Annotated in this window: 20 protein-coding genes; 10 read left to right on the top strand and 10 right to left on the bottom strand. The window is 35.8% G+C overall.

The features are described from left to right. Positions 1 to 1,763: site-specific DNA-methyltransferase (locus QVB70_RS02305; RefSeq protein ID WP_287582961.1), on the bottom strand; the 1,763-nt coding region annotated here is incomplete at its 3' end. Between the two features lie 114 nt (positions 1,764 to 1,877). On the opposite strand from QVB70_RS02305, the gene QVB70_RS02300 reads away from it, so the two are divergent. After that, the gene (locus tag QVB70_RS02300; protein ID WP_287582960.1) at positions 1,878 to 2,171 is read left to right on the top strand and encodes a GYD domain-containing protein; all 294 of its coding nucleotides are present in this window, start codon (positions 1,878 to 1,880) and stop codon (positions 2,169 to 2,171) included. A 54-nt stretch (positions 2,172 to 2,225) separates the two neighbouring features. On the opposite strand, the gene QVB70_RS02295 is transcribed toward QVB70_RS02300, so the two are convergent. Further along, complete coding sequence (locus QVB70_RS02295; protein ID WP_287582959.1) at positions 2,226 to 2,867, bottom strand: GDSL-type esterase/lipase family protein; 642 nt, start codon at positions 2,865 to 2,867, stop codon at positions 2,226 to 2,228. A gap of 219 nt (positions 2,868 to 3,086) precedes the next feature. On the opposite strand from QVB70_RS02295, the gene guaA reads away from it, so the two are divergent. Further along, positions 3,087 to 4,583 (top strand): glutamine-hydrolyzing GMP synthase, encoded by a 1,497-nt coding sequence (gene guaA, locus QVB70_RS02290; RefSeq protein WP_287582958.1) that lies wholly within the window; start codon positions 3,087 to 3,089, stop codon positions 4,581 to 4,583. 207 nt (positions 4,584 to 4,790) lie between these two features. On the opposite strand, the gene QVB70_RS02285 is transcribed toward guaA, so the two are convergent. Together QVB70_RS02285 and QVB70_RS02280 are read right to left on the bottom strand one after the other, a co-directional pair. Continuing rightward, positions 4,791 to 5,462, bottom strand: a complete 672-nt coding sequence (locus QVB70_RS02285) for a hypothetical protein (RefSeq protein ID WP_287582957.1) — start codon at positions 5,460 to 5,462, stop codon at positions 4,791 to 4,793. A 281-nt stretch (positions 5,463 to 5,743) separates the two neighbouring features. After that, positions 5,744 to 6,310, bottom strand: a complete 567-nt coding sequence (locus tag QVB70_RS02280) for a hypothetical protein (protein ID WP_287582956.1) — start codon at positions 6,308 to 6,310, stop codon at positions 5,744 to 5,746. Positions 6,311 to 6,855: 545 nt separating this feature from the next. Between QVB70_RS02280 and QVB70_RS02275 the strand changes: the two genes are divergently transcribed. The 4 genes from QVB70_RS02275 to QVB70_RS02260 all read left to right on the top strand — a co-directional run bounded on the left by QVB70_RS02275 (position 6,856) and on the right by QVB70_RS02260 (position 9,800). Continuing rightward, positions 6,856 to 7,311 carry a hypothetical protein gene (locus tag QVB70_RS02275; protein ID WP_287582955.1) on the top strand — a complete coding sequence of 152 codons (456 nt, stop codon included), beginning with the start codon at positions 6,856 to 6,858 and terminating at the stop codon, positions 7,309 to 7,311. A gap of 232 nt (positions 7,312 to 7,543) precedes the next feature. After that, the gene (locus tag QVB70_RS02270) at positions 7,544 to 8,206 is read left to right on the top strand and encodes a Rab family GTPase (RefSeq protein ID WP_287582954.1); all 663 of its coding nucleotides are present in this window, start codon (positions 7,544 to 7,546) and stop codon (positions 8,204 to 8,206) included. 259 nt (positions 8,207 to 8,465) lie between these two features. Next, on the top strand, positions 8,466 to 9,002 hold the full coding sequence (locus tag QVB70_RS02265) for a Rab family GTPase (RefSeq protein WP_287582953.1): 537 nt from the start codon (positions 8,466 to 8,468) through the stop codon (positions 9,000 to 9,002). 240 nt (positions 9,003 to 9,242) lie between these two features. Continuing rightward, a complete protein-coding gene (locus QVB70_RS02260; RefSeq protein ID WP_287582952.1) occupies positions 9,243 to 9,800 on the top strand; it encodes a Rab family GTPase in 558 nt (185 codons plus the stop codon). An 83-nt stretch (positions 9,801 to 9,883) separates the two neighbouring features. On the opposite strand, the gene QVB70_RS02255 is transcribed toward QVB70_RS02260, so the two are convergent. After that, positions 9,884 to 10,666, bottom strand: coding sequence for a hypothetical protein (locus tag QVB70_RS02255; protein ID WP_287582951.1), 783 nt, complete (start codon positions 10,664 to 10,666; stop codon positions 9,884 to 9,886). A gap of 229 nt (positions 10,667 to 10,895) precedes the next feature. Further along, positions 10,896 to 11,744: a hypothetical protein gene (locus QVB70_RS02250; RefSeq protein ID WP_287582950.1), complete on the bottom strand. Its 849-nt coding sequence runs from the start codon at positions 11,742 to 11,744 to the stop codon at positions 10,896 to 10,898. Positions 11,745 to 12,035: 291 nt separating this feature from the next. Between QVB70_RS02250 and QVB70_RS02245 the strand changes: the two genes are divergently transcribed. Next, on the top strand, positions 12,036 to 12,497 hold the full coding sequence (locus QVB70_RS02245; protein ID WP_287582949.1) for a methylglyoxal synthase: 462 nt from the start codon (positions 12,036 to 12,038) through the stop codon (positions 12,495 to 12,497). Here QVB70_RS02245 and QVB70_RS02240 read toward each other — a convergent pair. After that, complete coding sequence (locus QVB70_RS02240; RefSeq protein WP_287582963.1) at positions 12,490 to 13,014, bottom strand: isoprenylcysteine carboxylmethyltransferase family protein; 525 nt, start codon at positions 13,012 to 13,014, stop codon at positions 12,490 to 12,492. The genes QVB70_RS02245 and QVB70_RS02240 overlap by 8 nt on opposite strands. Positions 13,015 to 13,473: 459 nt before the next feature. Between QVB70_RS02240 and acs the strand changes: the two genes are divergently transcribed. Then, entirely contained in the window at positions 13,474 to 15,492 is a 2,019-nt protein-coding gene (gene acs / locus QVB70_RS02235) for an acetate--CoA ligase (protein ID WP_287582948.1), read from the top strand. A 70-nt stretch (positions 15,493 to 15,562) separates the two neighbouring features. On the opposite strand, the gene QVB70_RS02230 is transcribed toward acs, so the two are convergent. Further along, positions 15,563 to 17,437 (bottom strand): GNAT family N-acetyltransferase, encoded by a 1,875-nt coding sequence (locus QVB70_RS02230; protein WP_342766537.1) that lies wholly within the window; start codon positions 17,435 to 17,437, stop codon positions 15,563 to 15,565. 176 nt (positions 17,438 to 17,613) lie between these two features. Between QVB70_RS02230 and QVB70_RS02225 the strand changes: the two genes are divergently transcribed. Together QVB70_RS02225 and QVB70_RS02220 are read left to right on the top strand one after the other, a co-directional pair. After that, positions 17,614 to 18,192 (top strand): DNA-3-methyladenine glycosylase I, encoded by a 579-nt coding sequence (locus tag QVB70_RS02225; protein ID WP_287582944.1) that lies wholly within the window; start codon positions 17,614 to 17,616, stop codon positions 18,190 to 18,192. Between the two features lie 242 nt (positions 18,193 to 18,434). Then, complete coding sequence (locus tag QVB70_RS02220) at positions 18,435 to 19,103, top strand: tetratricopeptide repeat protein (RefSeq protein WP_287582943.1); 669 nt, start codon at positions 18,435 to 18,437, stop codon at positions 19,101 to 19,103. A 95-nt stretch (positions 19,104 to 19,198) separates the two neighbouring features. Here the strand turns inward: QVB70_RS02220 and QVB70_RS02215 are convergent, their stop codons facing one another. Together QVB70_RS02215 and QVB70_RS02210 are read right to left on the bottom strand one after the other, a co-directional pair. After that, positions 19,199 to 19,501: a glutaredoxin family protein gene (locus QVB70_RS02215; protein WP_287582941.1), complete on the bottom strand. Its 303-nt coding sequence runs from the start codon at positions 19,499 to 19,501 to the stop codon at positions 19,199 to 19,201. 81 nt (positions 19,502 to 19,582) lie between these two features. Then, positions 19,583 to 19,885 (bottom strand): glutaredoxin domain-containing protein, encoded by a 303-nt coding sequence (locus tag QVB70_RS02210; RefSeq protein WP_287582940.1) that lies wholly within the window; start codon positions 19,883 to 19,885, stop codon positions 19,583 to 19,585. Positions 19,886 to 20,022: the final 137 nt, after the last annotated feature.

Below are 20,022 nucleotides of genomic sequence, written 5' to 3'. Positions count from 1 at the left end.
TACTCTCGCCATTTTAGTCTCCTTTGAGTAATTTTTCGTAGTTTTTTAATGTTCGGATAGTAATTTCGGATTTTATTCGCAAGTTCTTCATTAATGACTGCAACCTCTTCAACTGATAAGACTCTTTCTTCTTTCTTACATAGGTTTATGAAGTCAATTTCAATTTCTTTTCTTGGCACTGTGTTTTTTCGAGAACGCGACACACTTTCTCTAATAAGACGATATTCTCCATTTAAAGTAGGTTGTAACATCTTAAGATTTTGTTTCACTATCTCAACATATTTCTCATCAATGTCTGTAGTAATAAAGTGGCGTTTAAACATCTTTGATACAATAGCGGTTGTTCCCGCACCACAAAAAGGATCAAAAACAAGATTATCCGGAATTGTTGTTAAGTTGATTATGCGTTCCATGAGTTTTATGGGTAATTGACAGGGATGTTGATCTCTATCCTTTTTGTGCTTAATTCTGTGAATATCCCACCAAATATCGGTTAAATCAACCTTATCATCGTCTCCAGCAGTCTTTCTTTTCTTGATGCAACTTTTACGAAGGCAGTAATAGTGAGCATCTATAGGACCTAGAGAATCGGAATCAGTAGGAGAAGGAGAATTAAAGGTAATTGAACCTCCACGCTTTGTATAATAAAGAAGCGCATAATGAGCGGGCATGATTTTTCCTGCGGGTTCTGATAAGGCATCCCACACAATCCAATGTCGGAAGATCATATTATCCAACTCATTTAAGAATGCAGCATGATGAATACACCACTTTGGTAAATTTACTATCATCAATGCTCCACCAGGGCGTAAAACTTCACACATTAGTTTAAGCCAGTCTTTACACCACTCCAAATATCTCTGATCGGATTGTAAATCAGCATATTCTCCATAATCCTTTTCGAGATTGTAAGGAGGGTCTGCAAATGCCAGATCAAATATCCCCTTGGGGTATTTGGTTGCAATCGTTTTCATAAACTCAATCGCATCAACAAAAAGTACTTGATCTAAAGGTAACTTTTTAAGAACACCTTTATTATTTTGAGAAACTTCCATAGCCTTTGCCGTAAAGGGTTTAAGTTGCTGTTCTGTTGGCGCTAGAGATTGCTGTTCGATAATATTTATGAAAGATAAAGAAGGTTTTTCCACAAGGTCATATATTCGATTTAACACAAAATCTGGAATTTCGTTTGTTTCTAGAAATGTCTTTGGCAAATCTCTCCACACATCTGAAACGGCAGCACCTAACGGATTTAATAGATGCTTTTTTCCGCCCCAATCCTTTGTGATCTTTCCGCAGGCATGACATTCTTGGTAAGGTATTCGTACTGTTTTGGTGTTTAAATGGAATGGGGAAGGAGTCTTGGTTTTTCTACTCTTCAAATACAGAAGTAAGCCTGTATGAGTAGGTGGAAAGGTTTCTTGTGGAGATCTTGCATCTATATCGAGTGCGATCCAGTATTTAAAAATCATCTTGGATTTTCCGTTCTGCAGTGAATCTAGGAAAACTCCAAAAAATGGTAGCCATCTCGGTAGACCATATATGAATAATAAACCACCATTTTTAAGAATTTGAAAGCCTTTCTGGATTGTATTCATTGTTTTCTTAAGACGTTTTCTATATTCATTACCGATATCTTGGTAAGACTTCTCATTTGGGTCGAATTCTGTGCTAATAACTACGGCATCTACTGAATTGTCAGGAATGGCTTCATATGAAGCATGTGGTAATCGGATTGTTGTAATATTTCTTGCTATATTCATTCTTTAAACACTCTTTCAGTGTTCATTAAGAGTCAACCTTTTTACAAGCAATAAGTATTCAATAATACAATTATTAATACTAGTGTCATACATAATGTATGGGGGGGAAGATTTATGCCTTTTTATTTCATTCTTGGCAAATATACCAAAGAAGGGATCACAAAGATCAAGGATGCACCAGATCGGTATGAGAAAGCAAAAAAAGCAGCGCAGGCAGTTGGAGGAGAAATCAAGTCGCTTCACTATACCTTGGGTAGATATGATTTTATTTCATTAATCGAAGCTCCAAACAATGAAGCAATGATGCAGTTGTTGTTTATGCTTGGACGTGGCGGGGTGATTAGTACAGAAACATTAGTGGCGATTCCAGCTGAAAAAGGAGCAGAGATTCTTAAAAAGTTTCTATAATGCTTTTATGAATAACTGCTATCCTCTTTTCTTTTTTAACTAAAGGTTTTATCCTTATTTTTCTTGAAATTCTCTTTTTAAGAGCGGGTGAATTCCTTCAGTCCAGATGAATTCGCCCATTCGCTTATAACCTTCTATACTTAAATGAACGCCATCACCTGCATCATATTCAGGTTTAAGCAATCCTTCTTCATTAACTAGAGCGTTAAAAAGATCTATTCGGAAAATTTTATCATTAGGTGATATTTCTTTTAGTATTTTTTGATTAAGTTCCTCTTGGACTTTTTGAACCGGCAAATAAACTGAGCCAATCGGAGGCACCGTGCAGGCGATCACATTAGCCCCACTTTCTTTGGCTGTCATCCACAGTCTTCTCAAATTCTCAAAAATCTGGAGTGGATCTATATTCCAACCAATATCATTGGTCCCACCAAGAATGATGATTAGATCATAACTCTTTTTCCCGAGTAGGGTTACCAACCGACTGAACATATATTGAGCAAGTTCTCCTGGAACGCCTTTGTTATCAAATTCTATGTTTTGCCAGCCTTCTTGATTGGCGGAATCGATTAACCAGTAACTGTATTGGGATTTTTCATTTCCCATCCGATAACTAGGATCGTATCCTGGAAAACCTGCAGTAAGGCTGTCGCCAAAACCAAGAATATTTATTTTCAATGTTTTATCTAAAGTCAATGATTTTCAGCTCGCGTAAAGTTAAGTTGATCCTTTGAAAAGTGTTCATATTATATCAAGAATCTTAGAACTTATGTTCAAACACACCTTAAATCGATGGGGTGTTAATTATTTCACATTTACATGTTAAATCAGATTTATAAAACAAGGAATATATACACATGATTGTTAAATAATTTATAATTCAAGTCTTTAAATTATTTCAAGTAAGTGAAGTTCATGGATAAAATTGTCGTTATAGACTTTGGTGGACAATACACTCACCTAATCGCACGTAGAATCAGGCAATTAGGCGTATATTCCGAAATAAACCCATATAAAGTAGAATTTGATGAAAACGAATATAAAGGAATTATTCTCTCGGGTGGACCAGGCAGTGTTTATGCATCAAACGCTCCAAAACTTGATGTTAGTAAATTCAAGATTCCTGTGCTTGGGATTTGTTATGGTCACCAGCTAATTGCTCACGAACTGGGCGGTAAAGTCGATCCAAGTACAACGAGAGAATATGGAAAAACCGTACTCTCTGTTGAAAATAATAATACTCTTTTCAAAGACCTTTCTGACAAAGAGATTGTATGGATGAGTCATGGAGATAAAGTAACAGACTTTAATGAAGCTAAGGTCTACGCACATACAGAAAATACTCCAATGGCAGCATACAGCTACAAAAATTTCTATGGACTTCAATTTCACCCTGAAGTTCAACATACCTTACATGGAATGCAGATTTTGTCAAACTTCGTATTTGAAATCTGCCAATGCAAAAAAGAGTGGTCTATGGGTGATTTCATCGAAAAATCAGTGCAAGAAATTCGAGAAATTGTCAAAGAAGATCATGTTCTCATGGGAGTTTCTGGTGGAATCGACTCAACAGTTGCAGCTACACTTGTTAATCACGCTATTGGAGATAAACTGCACTGCATTTTTGTGGATCACGGCCTTCTAAGAAAAAATGAAGTTGAAGATGCACTTTCTTACTTAAAATTTGAAAACTTAGAACAGATTGAAGCCAGCGAATTGTTTCTGCAACGACTTAAAGGGATTAAAGATCCCGAAGAAAAGAGGCACATCATAGCTAGTACCTTCATCGAGGTTTTTGAAAAAGCAGCAAAAGGACTTGAACAAAAATATGGAAACATTCGCTTTTTAGGACAGGGAACGATCTATTCCGATCGAATTGAAAGTGCAGATCCATCAGAAGAAGCTTCTCGCATTAAATCACATCATAATGTTGTCCTTCCAGACATGGAATTTGAATTATTAGAGCCATTAAAAGAACTGTATAAGGATGAAGTTCGTGAAGTTGCACGTCAATTAAACTTGCCTTGGAAGCGCCATCCATTCCCTGGACCGGGATTAGCTGCAAGAATCATAGGGGAGATAACAAAAGACAAAATACGTATATGTAGAGATGCTAGCTATATTGTAGAAGAAGAGTTGAAGAATGCAGGAATCTATGATCTATGTTTTATGTGTTTTGCAGTTGTTGGAGATGATCTAGCTACGGGTGTGATGGGCGACGCACGTAATATTGGACATATTGTCACAGTGAGAGTTATTCAAAGCGATGATATCATGACTGCAGACTGGATGAAATTGCCTTATGAAGTGCTTGAAAAGATCTCAAATCGGATAACTAATGAAGTCAAAAATGTCACGTGGGTTACCTATGCTATTTCTTCTAAACCTCCAGCATGTATGGAACCTCAATAGACGCAATTTAATGCCTTCATGGTTTTCTTCAAAGTTAAATACTCACTTGTAATGCTTTATTTCATTTAATTCATATATCAGTCTGTTTAAAACACACTAGCGAAATTTTCTCTCTTAGGTAGAATCATGGGTATGTAGAGGACTGAGGTATGTAGAGGACTGAGACCTAGCACAGCTAAAAACCTCACAACTTTAGCGTGAGGTAGTTTACCTAGAAAAACAACTCTTTGAACCCAAGACAACGACAAGGCAGTCTAGTTCCTTATTGTTGATGGTAGGGGATACTTTTGCTTTGACATCGGCGATATCACCTGGTCGTGCCCAAAAAATCCAATCTGATACTTCCAATGAAACGTTCATCTGTAATGGAGGACTTAATAGAGCATCTTCTGGATCAGAATCAGCAGCCTCTTTTAATTTAGAGTCTTCGGCGAAAAAACTCTTACAATCTAAGATAACAACAAGGCAGTTTAACTGCTTATTCCCAATGCAGGGAGATACTTTAGCATTTATTTGTGCTATATCGCCTGGTTTAGCCCATAATACCCAATCAGGCACTTCTATTACTGCATTCATCTCCAATGGAGAATTTAATGTAGTATCTTCAGGAAATGATATATAACCTTTCTTTATTTTAGTACTGAGTGAATAAGAATCCTTCTCTAACTTGGTTCTGCATTTTGGACATACAGCTATGATTTCTCCAGTATTTTTGTCATATTGACGTCCGACACCTGCTGGGCATAGAATATCTATGTTACATATTTTGCAATGATATCCCATGTTTTTTCCTGCAGAATCTCTAGGAGTTGACTCAACAACGCATGAAAAACAATAATCTTTCAGGTCACATGTTATACCCATGGTTGGCAATTTCATCTTTCGCTCGAATACCCCTTTTGATCATTTCCCAAATAATGTAATGAACTCTTAGTTTAAGAGACTAATGGTTAACTTGAATTTCATGAATTCTAGTAGGCCTACATGACTACTCTAAAGAAATAAAACCTCTCAGAGAGAGTTTTTGTCGGTTGGAAATGAAATGAAATAATTCATGAGACAAGTTAAATAAGATTTTAACTTATGCGGCGGGAAGTCCCCTGAGTAAACTAGGAAACGCTCAATATCGTCTAAAAAGTAATGTTACTGAAAGTGTTACTTTAGCGAGAGATACAACTCTTAGAATTTAAGACCACTACAAGACAGTTTAATTCTTTGTTACCTATACATGGCGATACATTAGCTTTGACTTCTGCTATATCACCTGGTTTAGCCCAAAAAACCCATTCAGGTACGTCCATTGTAGCATTCATGTTTAAAGAACGACCAGCTATGGCATCCGCTGGAAAAGATTTATATCCTTTTAACATTTTCTTGTTAAGATAATAAGAAAACTTCTCTAATTTTCTTCCGCATTTTATACACACATCTATGATCTCGCCACTTTTTTCGTCATATTGACGTGCGATACCAGCAGGGCATAGTATCTCCATATTGCACGGTTTGCAACGATAACCTAAATTTCGTCCTGAAGAGTCTTTAGGGGCTGAATTAACAACGCACGCAAAACAATAGTTTTTCAGGTCACAAGCTACGCCATTCGTTGTAAATCTTGGCGTTTTTGATGTTTTTAATTCATTTTCTGCAACTTTTCGTGAAATTTGTGTATAGAGCATTAAATTAAAAAGAATGATTACCAATGAAAATGTTATTAGTTTCATCATCATCGTAAGAAAACCCCTCAGCTTGTTGGGGTGATAAATGAATTGCGTCTTTTACGTGTTTCACTTTCACCCAGGTCTCTGTAATTGTTAAATAATGTTCGCATACATATGATATGTGTCTACCTGCAGGCACGAGGTCGGCATGTGAGTACCCTTCTGAACCCTGTATGCCATAAAGCCAAGTGGGTCTGGAAGGGGACACAGTAGGGCAGGAACTGTCCGATTTAAAGCCTGTGTTAAGCCGATACCCGTTAAAGGTATGGTTGGAGACGCCGTAGGTCGTCTATAAAGCAGGAAGCCATTCAACTTGTTGGATGGTAGTTCACCAAATCGCTTCCCTCAACACCACTATGGTGCTTTTTCCTTAAAATACTTAGATATTTTGACACCATTGAGGGTACACAATAACTGATGCCAAAGTACTTTTCTATCATTGGAGTTAATCAAAATTCCTTCCAAAATTATCTATAAACGTTAAAATTTTTTATTTAAATAAAAACAATGTAAAAGTGGTTTATTTAGAATCAAAAATAAGAGGGCCAAGCAATTTGAAATTAAACGAATTAGTTAAGAGATTAAAGGACGTTGCTCAAAAGCTGCAATCTTATGATGAAACGGTTTATATGATAAATGAGAATTTACAAGTTGGACACGGAGAAGGAATCTACAAGTTTTCATTTGAAACCTATAAAAAAGAAGGTTCAAAAGCATCGATACCGATGGGGAGGGATTTCTTTCGTGACGAAATAAAAGGAATGGCCAGCCCAGAATTACTTAAAAAAACTCCAAGATTCACCTTGGAACCAATTTATGACGAGATGCACGCAAATAAACTCGCAATTATAATAAAAAGCTGGTCTGAGACTATTCCTCAAGGCTTTATTGAAACATTAGGAAGCACATTAGATCTCCCAAGAGACGTATCCTTGATCTCAGCGATAAGACTACTAGATGGAGAGATAAGACTAACAATAAATTCTGTTAAGATTCGAGATAAAGTCTAGCACTCAAAACTGTGAATCGATGAAAATTACCGTTTTTTAAATATCTCGTTTTAAAAAAAATGGCTAAATTTGCGGAGAGTTTTCTCATAACGTTAATAATAGACAACTAAGCAAATATATAATATTAGAATCCTCGCGCGCCAGTTAAAAAAATAAGCAATATTTTGATCTTAGTGGCTCAATCTTTTGCTATATAGGTTTTTTAAATCCTATGCTTCGTTGATAAGCTAAGATGAAACATATTAGTCAAGGGACGCTTTTCGACAAGAAAGAAACAGAAAAACTAAAGAGAGATGTGAGAAAAATGATGACATCATCAATAATAAATAGCCTTGTGGGCAGAGACGTTCGTAAAGTCAGACAATTTATTTTTAAGATCATTGCAGTTGGGGATGGGACAGCTGGTAAGACGAGTATTATTAGACGATACGTTCATGAAGAATTCGATTCGAAATACATTAAAACTATCGGCGTGTCTCATGCTTTAAAGAGACTTTGTCTAAACGATGCTGAAATAACTATAACGATTTGGGATACAGGTGGACAAGAATTATTCGACTGTATAAGACCCCAATACTATAGAGGTGCTCATGGAGTGCTTATCGTCTACGACGTGACTAGCCAAGAAAGCTTTGACCATCTTGATAAATGGATAGCTGAATTAGATTTTAACTGCGGAAATGTCCCAAAAATCATTGTTGGTAATAAAATTGACTTAACAGGTGAAAGGGTCATTCCTCCTGAAGCAGGAGAGAAATATGCGCGTCAAAACTTTGTAAGTCATTCTGAAACCTCTGCAAAAACTGGTGAAAATATTGCAGAGGTTATGGAAGAACTCGCTAAATTGATTATCTCAAGAAGCAATAAGTTTAGAGCAGCCCGTGCAAAGAAATAGATTTGATTAAATCTTCCTATTGTATATTTCCGAAATACAACCGATATCGACGAAATTATGTTTCTGAATCAAATTCATAATTTTAATTTCCGTATTATTTTACAAAAAGACCAAAATAACATTTCGATCTCTTTACATTTCCCACAGATCGATTTTGTTTTTTATTGCGGAGAAAACTACTAAAATATTTATAATAAGAAGGACGAAATACCATTACTTTCATTGATAATTAACACATTTTTTAATTGAGTGATATTTGATGGCTCATTATATCTTTAAGGTAATTGTCGTAGGTGACGGTTCAGTTGGCAAAACAAGCATTATAAGGAGATACGTTCACGAAAAATTCGATCCATACTATAAAAAAACTATTGGCGTCGCACACGCTGTAAAGAGAATTAATATTAAGGATACACAGGTAACACTAACTTTATGGGATACTGGTGGGCAAGAACTATTCGATTGTGTGAGACCACAGTATTATAGAGGGGCAAATGGCGTGTTGGTTGTCTATGATGTCACAAATAAAGAGAGTTTTGATCATCTTGATAAATGGCTTAATGACATATCTGATCAATGTGAAGAGATTCCAATAATACTTGTTGCCAATAAAATCGACCTGACAAATAAAAATATCATTCCTCGAGAAGAGGGAGAACGTTATGCGCTTAAGAAGAGCTTAACATTTTATGAAACTTCCGCAAAAACGGGTAAAATGGTTGTTGATGTTTTAAAAGAACTCGCTAGACTAATGCTCAAAGTGGCCAAAAAGTTAGAGGCTAAGAAGAATCAATAGCATCTAAAGAATTTCTATAAGCATTAATTCCAGAAGTTAGACATTTTTTATTACGTTTTAGATCTATCAATCATCAGTAGGCTGTAATAACTAATCTATTCATTATATTGCGGAGAATTTTACTAGAATACTTAAATCAACAAAAATATATAGTAATTTTACAGTAAGGAAATCTTATGCGTGTTTTTTAAAACTTTAAGAATGTTCTAAACTATGTCCTCTTGATTGAAAGGGATCTTAATGTCTCAATTTATATTTAAAATCATTGCAATCGGCGATGGAACAGTAGGTAAGACGAGTATTATTAGACGATTCGTTCACGAAGAATTCAATCCAAAATATGTTAAGACTATCGGCGTATCTCATGCTTTAAAGAGACTTTTTATCGGAGATAACGATGTAACCCTTACTATATGGGACACTGGAGGGCAAGAATTATTTGATTGTGTGAGACCACAGTATTACAGGGGAGCCAGCGGAGGATTTGTTATCTTTGACGTCACCAACAAAGATAGTTTTGACCATCTTGACAAATGGTTTAATGACCTTAATAACCAATGCAGTGGGATAACTATCATCGTTATTGGTAATAAAATTGATTTAGAAGCGGACCGAGTTATCTCTACAGAAGAGGGAGAACAATACGCATTGCAAAAAGGCGTAAAGTTTTTTGAAACTTCAGCAAAGACCGGCGAAAATGTGATTGATGTCATGGAAGAACTCGCTAAATTGATTCTTTCGGAGAGGAAAGTCAAGACATCAGAGAAAACGAAAAAAACAGTTGATAAGGCCACGTAAAAGGAAAATTTTTTTATTTTCCGCCTGTTCAAAATCGAAATTAGATTCAACTTAAATTCTTTCGGCGGAGAGTTAATTGAGTTTTAAGCCCGAAAAACAACATTATGATGCTCTAATTCTTCAAGAATTTCTAAAACTTGTTTAGGGGTAATATCTGAAACTATATTTTCCTTTATAGTATCTGCAAAATCATTTACTGTGTAACCTTGATCTAAATTGAGTAGGATTGCTTGAACTTCCGTCGTTAAGCTGATATTTAAATTCATGTTTTTGATCTTATCAAGGATATTTTCTGTGTTAAATCCATCCAATGTATTTATTTTGAAAACAATGTTGTATCTTTTTTCTTCTTCCTTTTTTTTCAAAAATTCTGAGAAGCGACTACATAGCACCATTTTATAACAATTACAAAAAGACTCCCGATAATCGTCAGTAATCTTCTTATAATCGGTTATACACTTAAAACTAAATAATGTTTTTTTTAAATACAGACATGGTAGACGTAAGAGAAGTTCAGTAAACTGTGGTGTGAGTTCTTTGTACATAGTTACATCTAGTTTTTCCTGGTTAATAATCTCTTTGTATTGAATTAACATTTGTTTAATTGTTTCTAGAAATTGCTGGATAAATTCTTTTGGTTCATCTCCATCAACAAGTGTAGCAATGAAAGTGGATTCGTTTAGGGGTGTATAGATTAATTTTAAATTGTGGAAATTGATAGAATCCATCGAGTCTAAAAGTTTTTGGCTTAATGATTGTATCGCATCGAGAAAACTTGAAAATAAAATCGGGTCAACTTCAACTGTGCTGATTTTGAAATTGAAAATGCAAACACCATTCTTAATCAAATAAACAGCGCGTATCATGTGGATTCAACTTCACTCAATAGAAATTTTTAGTATTTGTATTAAACAATCATTTACAGAATTATTAATTATCGAACAGGTTTTAGAATCATTCATGTCAGTCAAAGTAATGCCCCCTAGTCTCCCAGAGAAATAATTCTTACATGAAATAAAAAATTTTCGAACAAGTTTGTAAAACTTCAAAAATAGTCGCAAAATAAATCAAATTATTAAACAAGTATGTCAAATTCTAAATACGCAGTAAGAATTTCCGGCTACGTGCATATCTAAGATAAATAACTGCAACAATGACAAGGGAATAACTTAAAAGCCATAGGAGATCAACAGGATGATAAGTAACATAGGTTTCTTCCCATAGGATAATACTGAACCACGAATCTGCAAAAACGTCTATTAGAAAAGACAGAGCAAGAATAAACCACGCCCAAGATATCTTTGCCACTCTAAATCTCAAGAGAACAAGCATTGCAAATAAGAAGAGTATTATATCCGTTACTGGGTAAATAATACTAGTAACTTTTTCTGAAAAGGCGAAGTCTTCACCGACAGGATATGTAGCAATAGGCCATATTACAAGAAGTATAATGGCAAGAATACATACTACAGAAATAATACAATAGGAAACGAGAAGTTTTTTTGTTAACTTAGGCTTAATTAGCTGATTTGTTTTGAAAAGCGCTACGTATAAAGGAAAGAAGCCAGCAAGCCATAGAATATCGGCGAAACTAGGATAAGGAGTATCAATACCTAAGAGTACTTCAAAATAAAACCATCCAAACTCGCCAAGAGCCCAAAATAGATTGCCTAACGCAATCAGAAGCCAAATCTTGCTATTCAAAGTCTTATAGCCGTAGATCTTAAAGCTCGCAAACAATGATCCTATCGTCGCACCTATGCCAAATAATACGGGCACTATATCTGTAAAAAATATTCCGCCCTCGAACTCGGGAATAAATTGAGTTAAATATACAATAGTTACAAATAATAAGCTACCAATAACAACTGCAATTAGTCCAATGAGTTCTACTGTTATTTTGGATATAGTAAAAATGCTTTTTTCTTCCTTAAATGGTGTCATTGACAACCTCCTTATGTTAAGATTTTGAAAACTCGCATATAATTTTTCCGACCTATTTTTTAGAAATCAATGTTATTTGAATTCTGTAGAGAATTGTTAAATCATTGGTTTATTCTCTCTTTCTGCGCTGCAGATGCTGTAAAATATTAGAATCTTTTACTCTGTTAATTACAATTAAAATCTCAAGATTCTCCATAAGAAAATTTAATTTCAGATTGCAAAGGAGGAGTGACAAAATTTAAAATAGAAGAAGTGTTTTTGAAGTCATATCTGTAAAAGCGAGGAAACTCTATGATGCACCAAAAGATTTTAATTAAGCAGAAAAAAAATATTGCACTAATTGCTCACGATGAACGAAAACAGGATCTCCTAGACTGGGTGAAATTCAACAAAGGTACCCTAAGTCAGCATAATTTATTTGGAACTGGAACCACTGGATCGCTTATCGCACAGAACGTAGGACTAAATGTGACAAGATTCAGAAGTGGTCCTTTGGGTGGCGATCAACAGGTCGGTGCGAAAATTGCTGAAGGAGAAATTGATTTTCTCATCTTCTTTTGGGATCCTCTCGAATCCCATCCTCACGACCCTGATGTCAAAGCTCTTCTACGGATAGCTGTAGTTTGGAATATTCCGATCGCCTGTAATAGGGCAACAGCGGATTTCCTGATCTCTTCACATCTTTTGTCTGAAGAATACGAACGTCTTGTAATTGATTATGAGAAGAGATATAAGAGGGATCAGTTTACCTAATCTGAGTTCTGGAATTTGTCTTCAAGTCTTCAGTTAAATGCTTTTCTTTTTTTCTTCGCCTTTGCAACCGTATTATACCCATTAAAAGGTTTATTCGTGGCACAGATTCCATATAGCATTCATAATCGTCCCCAAACTTCTCGATGCAATCCTTATCCGCGTTATGTGTATCTATATAGAATAAAATGGCTGATATAATACCAATAATTACGATTATCCAGTTTTGAGCAATGAAAATCAATGCAAGGTTGAAGAAAATCCCAGCTAGATATTGTGGATGTCGAACAATTCCATAGAGTCCGCTGTCAACAAGTTTTGTAGTATTTATGTGACTTTTTCCTTCAGGAATTCCACCTTCTTTTTGAAGAAAATAGATAGGCAGGCAACCAAAGACTATGCTGAGAGCCCAGAGTATTCCTCCGACAACTTGAAGTGTCACCAAACCAGTAGAGTTGAAAAAAAAGAAACTCAATATGATTTGTGCTACCGTCAAAATCCCTGCAACTAATCCTAAAATATAGACTTTCCATTCAATAAGTAAAGCCCCCTCCTCTCTAGTTTGCCAATACTTTCAATTTGTTGCCAACTCAAGTGAATATAATCTAAATATGTATATGTACAAAGGTTATACTGTAATATTCCCAATAAAGTTTCAATTTGTAACTGACGATTATAATGAAGGATATTTTGCATTTTCCCTTCTTCTCTCTTGTTTTAAAATTCTTTGTTGATTTGCTGATCCTTAATGATTCCTGCGTTGTACTCAACCAATTTATTCTTTGTTAATTCGTTAAGGGCTCTTTTAATCGATTTTTTAGTAAGATGGGTATTGATTCATATTTATTGCCTAATTTGTAACTTTTATAAATATTCTAAACTTTTTTAAAGTAATATTATATTTACTACGTGTAGATTTCTTACTATGCGTAAATGTAATGAATGATCATTATATTTAGAATTATAAAAGGTGAAATAATTGACAAAAGAACAAATCGAGAAACCATCTATTGATGGAGGAATAAGCGTTCCTTTCGAAGAACGAATGGAAAGTATACTTACAGAATCGCGTGTGTTCGATCCTGAAGTCCTGAACGAAGAATTCGCAAAAACAGGCATCTCAATGAACGAATACAAAAAACTCTATAGAAAAAGCATTGAAGATCCCGATGCATTTTGGAGTGAGCAAGCTCAATTGCTCGATTGGTTTAAACCTTACGATAGAGTTTGGACAAAAACTAATTTGTTCCCTGGTAAATGGTTTGATGGGGGAAAACTAAATGTTAGCTACAATTGTATTGATCGTCACGTGAAGAACGGTAAAGGAGAAAAAATAGCTATAATTTGGGAAGGCGATGAGCCAGGTCATGTAAGACTCATTACTTATGAAGAACTCTTGAAGGAAGTCTCTAAAGTCGCTAATGCCATGAAAAAGTTAGGGATTAAGAAAGGGGACCGTGTGACATTGTGGTTACCCATGATTCCTGAATTAGCGATTATAATGTTAGCATGCGCACGACTTGGCGTAATCCACTCAATCGTCTTCGGAGGATTCTCCAAAGAGGCTGTGAAAGAAAGAATTGAGGATTCTGATAGTCGTCTCTTGTTTACTTCGGATGAGACATTGCGAGCTGGCAAAGCATATCCTAAAATGAGTGATGTCGTGCAAATCCTGCCCGAATGTCCAACAATTGAACAAGTAATTGTTGTGAAACGAAGTGGAAATGATGTACCTCACACAGACAAGGATATTTGGTATCACGATTTCATCAGTGATGTCAGTGATAACTGTGAATGTGAAGAAATGGATGCTGAAGACACCCTGTTTATCCTTTACACGAGCGGTACAACTGGTAAGCCAAAAGGTGTGAAGCATACTACCGCAGGATACCTCCTATATACTGGTCTTACACATAAATATGTCTTTAACTACCAGGAAGGAGATATTTGGTTCTGTAGTGCAGATATTGGCTGGATAACTGGACACAGTTACATTGTCTATGGTCCTCTAGCTAACGGTGCTACTACACTGATGTTTGAAGGTGTGCCAACGTATCCAGATAGAGACAGATACTGGGATATTTGCGAAAGACATAAAGTTACACATTTCTATACCGCGCCTACCGCGATTAGAGCGCTGATGGGATACGGCGAGAGCTTCGTAAATCGACATGATCTAAGTTCCCTTAAAGTATTAGGGACAGTTGGTGAACCAATTAATCCAGAGGCCTGGACATGGTATCATAGAGTTGTTGGAAAAGAAAAATGCCCAATCGTTGACACTTATTGGCAGACGGAAACGGGTGGCTTTGTTATGACGCCATTTGCTACAGCAACTCCCACAAAACCAGGATCTTGTTGTTTGCCTTTCTTCGGAATTAAACCAGTAATCTTTGACGAAGCTGGAAGTGAAGTAACAGAACCTAATGTCGGAGGATACCTTGCATTCGAAATGTCATGGCCGGGAATGCTTCGCGATGTGTGGGGTGATACTGAACGGTTCAAATCTACATATCTAGAGAGGTTTCCAGGATTTTATTACACAGGTGATGGAGCAAGAAAAGATGAAGATGGCTATTACTGGATATTAGGAAGATTAGATGATGTCATGAAAGTATCAGGACATAGAATCGGAACGATGGAAGTTGAATCAGCACTTGTTAGCCATCCAAAAATAGCTGAAGCAGCAGTCGCACCATTTCCTCACTCTATCAAAGGCCAAGCCATTTGGGCGTATGTCACCCTGATGGCAGGAACTGAAAAATCGGACGAACTTAAGAAGGACATTAGAATGCATGTTAGACGGGAAATTGGACCAGTCTTTCAACCAGATGTCATTCAATTCGCTGATGCTTTGCCCAAAACAAGAAGTGGAAAAATAATGCGTAGAATCCTGAAAGCGATTGCTTGTGGATCCGAAATCGGAAATGTCACAACATTAGCAGACCCATCGGTAGTACAGACCTTAATAGAGCAAAGACAACGTATAGAGAAATAAATTTTTGATTTACAATTTCCTTTTTTCTTTTTTAATTAATTTAAACTGCTTAAGTTTTAAGTTAGTTTCACTATTTACGCCTGAATGTCATTTTAAGCTCAGACATTCCTGCTTCGCTTCTCTTCTCGGTGTAAAATCCCATTTTTTCGAAAAGTCGAAACATTGGACGATTTTCTACTAACACCTCGGCTGTAAATCCAAGAAGACCTTGTTTTTTTGCCAATTGAGTTAAATAAGTTAATAACTCCGTGCCCAGGCCTTGACGCTGATAATCATCCCTAACAACTAAAGCAACTTCTGCTGTACGAGTTCCTTCGTTAATTCCATATTGTCCTAAACCAAGAATTTCTTCCTTTCCTTCATGCTCTTTCACGGCAAGGATGACCATTTCCTTAGTATAATCAATGATTACAAAATCCTGTAGCCTTTCATGTGGCATATCTGTTCGAGCGGAGCTAAATCGCCGATAAAGACTTTTATCTGAGAGCGAGTAAAAGAAATCCTTCACTAAAGGTTCATCACTTATTTTTACAGGTCTCAAGAGCACTTCTAACCCTGCTTTTGTGGTTCTATAGGTTTCAAGTTCTTCAGGATATTCTCCCCTAACTCCAGGGATAAATTCCTGATCCTTATAGATCAAATTCTGCTTTTTCGCTTCTTCAATTAACCATGATCTAAATTTCGGATGCGCTATTGAAATTAGTTCCATTGCACGTTCTCTAATGTTTTTGCCATGTAAATAGGCAATGCCATATTCTGTCACCACATAATGTATATCTCCTCTATTTAAAGTTACGCCAGCACCTTCCTTAATAAATGGCATTATCCTTGAAACAGTTTCATTTTCAGCAGTCGATTGTAGAGCAAGAATTGTTTTCCCGTTCTTTGCTAAAACTGAACCACGCATAAAATCAGCTTGTCCACCAATACCACTATAGAATGTCTTTCCAATCGATTCTGCACTTGCTTGACCGGTCAGATCTATCTCTAATGCACTGTTTATCGCGGTCATATTATCATGTTGAGCGATAGTCAGTGGATTATTTGTATAGTCGACCGTTCGAAATTCGATAGCAGGATTATCATGAATGTATTCATAGGTTTCTTTATTCCCCATACAGAATGTTGCGATAGTCTTACCCCGGTTTATACTTTTTTTTGAATTATCAATCACTCCTTTTTTCATCAGTTCAACGAGTCCATCACCTATAAGTTCTGTATGCACACCAAGATTTTTTTTGTTATAAAGATTCGATAAAATTGCATTTGGGATGCTACCATATCCAACTTGGATCGTATCCCCATTTTCAATTAGTTGTGAGACATAATTCCCGATTTTTTGAACAACTTCAGTCTCTGCTTCTTCCTTATATTGTAGAACAGGTTCATCATACGGGATAATAAAATCAACATCCTCGATATGGATAAAACCGTCCCCGTGCACCCGAGGACTGTTAGAATTGACCTGGGCAATCACTAACGAAGCATTTTCCGTTGCCGCTTTGACAATATCAACACTGACGCCTAAGCTCATGTAGCCGTGACTATCTGGTGGTGAAGTCTGCACAAGAGCGACATCAATCGGTACAACTCCGCTATAGAATAACTCCGGAATCTCGGACAAAAAAATAGGAGAATAATCTGCCAAGCCTTTATTGATTGCATCTCTAGTATTGGCACCAATGAAAAACGAATTATGTCGAAAATTGTATTTGAGTTTTTCATCAGCGTAAGGCGCTACTCCAAGTGTCCATACGTGAAGAACTTCAGCATCAAAAAAGGCTTTTGGATGCGATTGGACATAATTTACAAGAGAACGAACAAGATATTGAGGTTCACCACAAGCCGTACCAATAAATATTCGGTCTCCTCTATGAATATGACTAAATACTCTATCTTCTGGCATGAATTTATTGGGATAGATTTTTTTCATTTCTTCCATCATTCTGCTTTCATTATTGAAAATCATAGTTCTCCATCCCTCCGGGAACTAAACAGGGTTCATTTTCAAATAATATATAAATTCAATTTGGTGGAATTAAAAGTTTGTTGAGTTGTTATTTGTCTAATGTTTCATACAAAGTTTCTAGAAAGAATAGAATTGAGACAATAGTTGATACCATGGCTAAAAAAACTAAAAAAAGGTGTTCTTGGGCAGTAAGCAATTCGTTAATGAAAGGATATCATGATAAAGAATGGGGAACACCCGTACACAATGATAGACTGCTGTTTGAATTTTTAATATTGGAAGGTATTCAGGCGGGACTAAGTTGGAACATCGTTTTGCAAAAAAGAGAGAATTATAGAAAAGCGTTTGATAATTTCGACTACACTAATATTGCTAACTATGGGGAAGAAAAGATCGAGGAATTACTGCAAAATAAAGGTATTATTCGAAACAGAAGAAAAATACAAGCTACTATTACAAATGCTAAAGCGTTTGTGGAAATGCAAAAGGAGTTTGGTTCGTTTGATGGATACATCTGGGGGTTCATTGATAAGCCAATTCAAAATGCTTGGAAATCTTTAGAAGAGATTCCAGCTAAAACTGAGATTTCTGAAACAATAAGTAAAGATTTAAAGAAACGAGGGTTCAAATTTATTGGTCCAACAATTGTTTACGCGTTTATGCAAGCAATTGGGATGGTTAATGATCACACAATTGATTGTTTCAGATATACTGAGTTGAAAAACAAATAGTTGATTGTTCGAGACGACATAATTTTATTTTGATCTTATCGACTTATTTGGTTTATATTCGTTTTTTAGAAACTCTATCATCTATTATTTGCCAATTTTATAAGTAGGAAATTACTCAAATCAAACATAATTATAGATGAAGAGCAAAAATGAGTTTTGCGCATCCCAAAAAAATCACTAAAACTTATTTACTCGAACCAACATACATTTGAGTCAAATTGATTTGAATAGTGATCAAAAATATGTCATTGGATGAGTATCTAGAAATAGCGAAAGAGTTATTCCGGACAAAAGAATACGATTCAGTTATTGAAACTTTGCAAGAAGTTGTCCAAGTTGATCCCAAATCACCTGAATCAATATTAGCATGGAGACTTATGGGGGTGTCTTTCGCAGAGCTAGGAAATTACAGAATGGCTTTTAAATGCTATCAAACTTCTTTGGATTTAGATCCTAATGATTCAGCTACGTGGTATAATATGGGTGTAAGTTACGAAAAACTTAACGATCTTGGCAATGCAATTAGATCATATAAGGAAGCTCTAAAAATAGACCCTGAGCTCGAAGATGCATTGATTAATCTTGGAGAAGCATATAGAGAGCTAGGTCAGTATAACAAATCTATTAATGGCTATAAGAAAGCAGTGATTATTAATCCTACAGATGAAGCCATATGGTATAACATGGGTTGCGTATACGATAAATTGGGCGAGCATAATAAGGCGATACATTGCTATCAAACTGCCCTGAAAATATATCCTGAATTTATAGCAGCGCTCAGCAACCTGGGTGCAGCTTATGTTGCTGTAGGAGAAATTGAGAAAGCTGTTGAGTGTTATCAAAAAGCTGGGGAAATTGATCCTAGGTTTGCAAATACTTTAGAAAACTTAAAACTACTTAAGGAAATTTAAACCCACTCTTTAGTTACCTAGTTTAGTATGTTTCAGCACATTTTCCAAGCACCTTCAAAATACGGTTTTTTTGATATTTTTGAGTGTGGGACTTGCTACTCAATGTTGAAAAATGCCTTGTATTCCTCCACATCAAAGCCAACGAGAAACTTCTTATCATCTGAAATAAGAAACGGATAAGCTACATGTTGACTATCAGATTTTTTCATTAATTCTTCACGCAGGTCGCCTACAACTTTCTTTTCCAATTTGTCTACAAATACATATTTGAAGTCGATTAAATTCTCCTTCAAAAAAACAAGAGCGCGTTTACAAAATCCGCATGTTGATAACGCGTACAAGGTCACTTGATGACGTGTATTATTCCCAGACACATGAATGAATTCAATTTCCTTCATTCTTAAAATTTTCCAAAGATCATTTTAATTAATAACAGAAGCATCGTGAAAATTGTGAACTAAAATTCTCATGCTTTTGATTCATTCGATATTGAACATTTCTCTGTATTTGACTTCAATAAAGCCTTGTATATACTTTTTGTCATCAACTACTAAGAATGGGTAAGATACGACACGTCCGAATTTCTCTTGTAAATCGGCTCGTAGTTTTTTTACAATTTTTCTGTCTAAAGAGTCTACAAAAACATACGAATACTCAATGAAATGTTCCTTCAAATATGACATAACGTGATGACAGTGAGCGCACGTCGACAACGCATAGAGCTTAATTTTCCAAGTCTTATTTTTACCAAGAACGCGATTGAATTCTATTTCATATGGCATAATATAAGCCCTAATTATGAATTCTAAAAATTAAATTGTGCAAACGTCAGATTTTGAGGTCTATCTGCTTATACATCGTGTTGATGCGTTTCCATTGTATCTAATAAGTCCTCGTATTTCTCTGTATTGAATCCAAC

It is taken from the genome of Candidatus Borrarchaeum sp., from assembly GCF_019058535.1.
Taxonomy (GTDB): domain Archaea; phylum Asgardarchaeota; class Sifarchaeia; order Borrarchaeales; family Borrarchaeaceae; genus Borrarchaeum; species Borrarchaeum weybense.
Note: the sequence above shows the minus strand (reverse complement) of the source record. Positions and strands in the feature narration are given on the sequence as shown.

Coding starts and splice junctions, on each gene's coding strand:
- QVB70_RS02260 (WP_287582952.1), top strand. CDS start 9,243: ATGTCTCAATTTATATTTAAAATCATTGCAATCGGCGATGGAACAGTA.
- QVB70_RS02270 (WP_287582954.1), top strand. CDS start 7,544: ATGAAACATATTAGTCAAGGGACGCTTTTCGACAAGAAAGAAACAGAA.
- QVB70_RS02215 (WP_287582941.1), bottom strand. CDS start 19,501: ATGAAGGAAATTGAATTCATTCATGTGTCTGGGAATAATACACGTCAT.
- QVB70_RS02300 (WP_287582960.1), top strand. CDS start 1,878: ATGCCTTTTTATTTCATTCTTGGCAAATATACCAAAGAAGGGATCACA.
- guaA (WP_287582958.1), top strand. CDS start 3,087: ATGGATAAAATTGTCGTTATAGACTTTGGTGGACAATACACTCACCTA.
- QVB70_RS02250 (WP_287582950.1), bottom strand. CDS start 11,744: ATGACACCATTTAAGGAAGAAAAAAGCATTTTTACTATATCCAAAATA.
- QVB70_RS02265 (WP_287582953.1), top strand. CDS start 8,466: ATGGCTCATTATATCTTTAAGGTAATTGTCGTAGGTGACGGTTCAGTT.
- QVB70_RS02285 (WP_287582957.1), bottom strand. CDS start 5,462: ATGAAATTGCCAACCATGGGTATAACATGTGACCTGAAAGATTATTGT.
- QVB70_RS02245 (WP_287582949.1), top strand. CDS start 12,036: ATGATGCACCAAAAGATTTTAATTAAGCAGAAAAAAAATATTGCACTA.
- QVB70_RS02255 (WP_287582951.1), bottom strand. CDS start 10,666: ATGATACGCGCTGTTTATTTGATTAAGAATGGTGTTTGCATTTTCAAT.
- QVB70_RS02210 (WP_287582940.1), bottom strand. CDS start 19,885: ATGCCATATGAAATAGAATTCAATCGCGTTCTTGGTAAAAATAAGACT.
- QVB70_RS02230 (WP_342766537.1), bottom strand. CDS start 17,437: ATGATGGAAGAAATGAAAAAAATCTATCCCAATAAATTCATGCCAGAA.
- QVB70_RS02220 (WP_287582943.1), top strand. CDS start 18,435: ATGTCATTGGATGAGTATCTAGAAATAGCGAAAGAGTTATTCCGGACA.
- QVB70_RS02225 (WP_287582944.1), top strand. CDS start 17,614: ATGGCTAAAAAAACTAAAAAAAGGTGTTCTTGGGCAGTAAGCAATTCG.
- QVB70_RS02280 (WP_287582956.1), bottom strand. CDS start 6,310: ATGATGATGAAACTAATAACATTTTCATTGGTAATCATTCTTTTTAAT.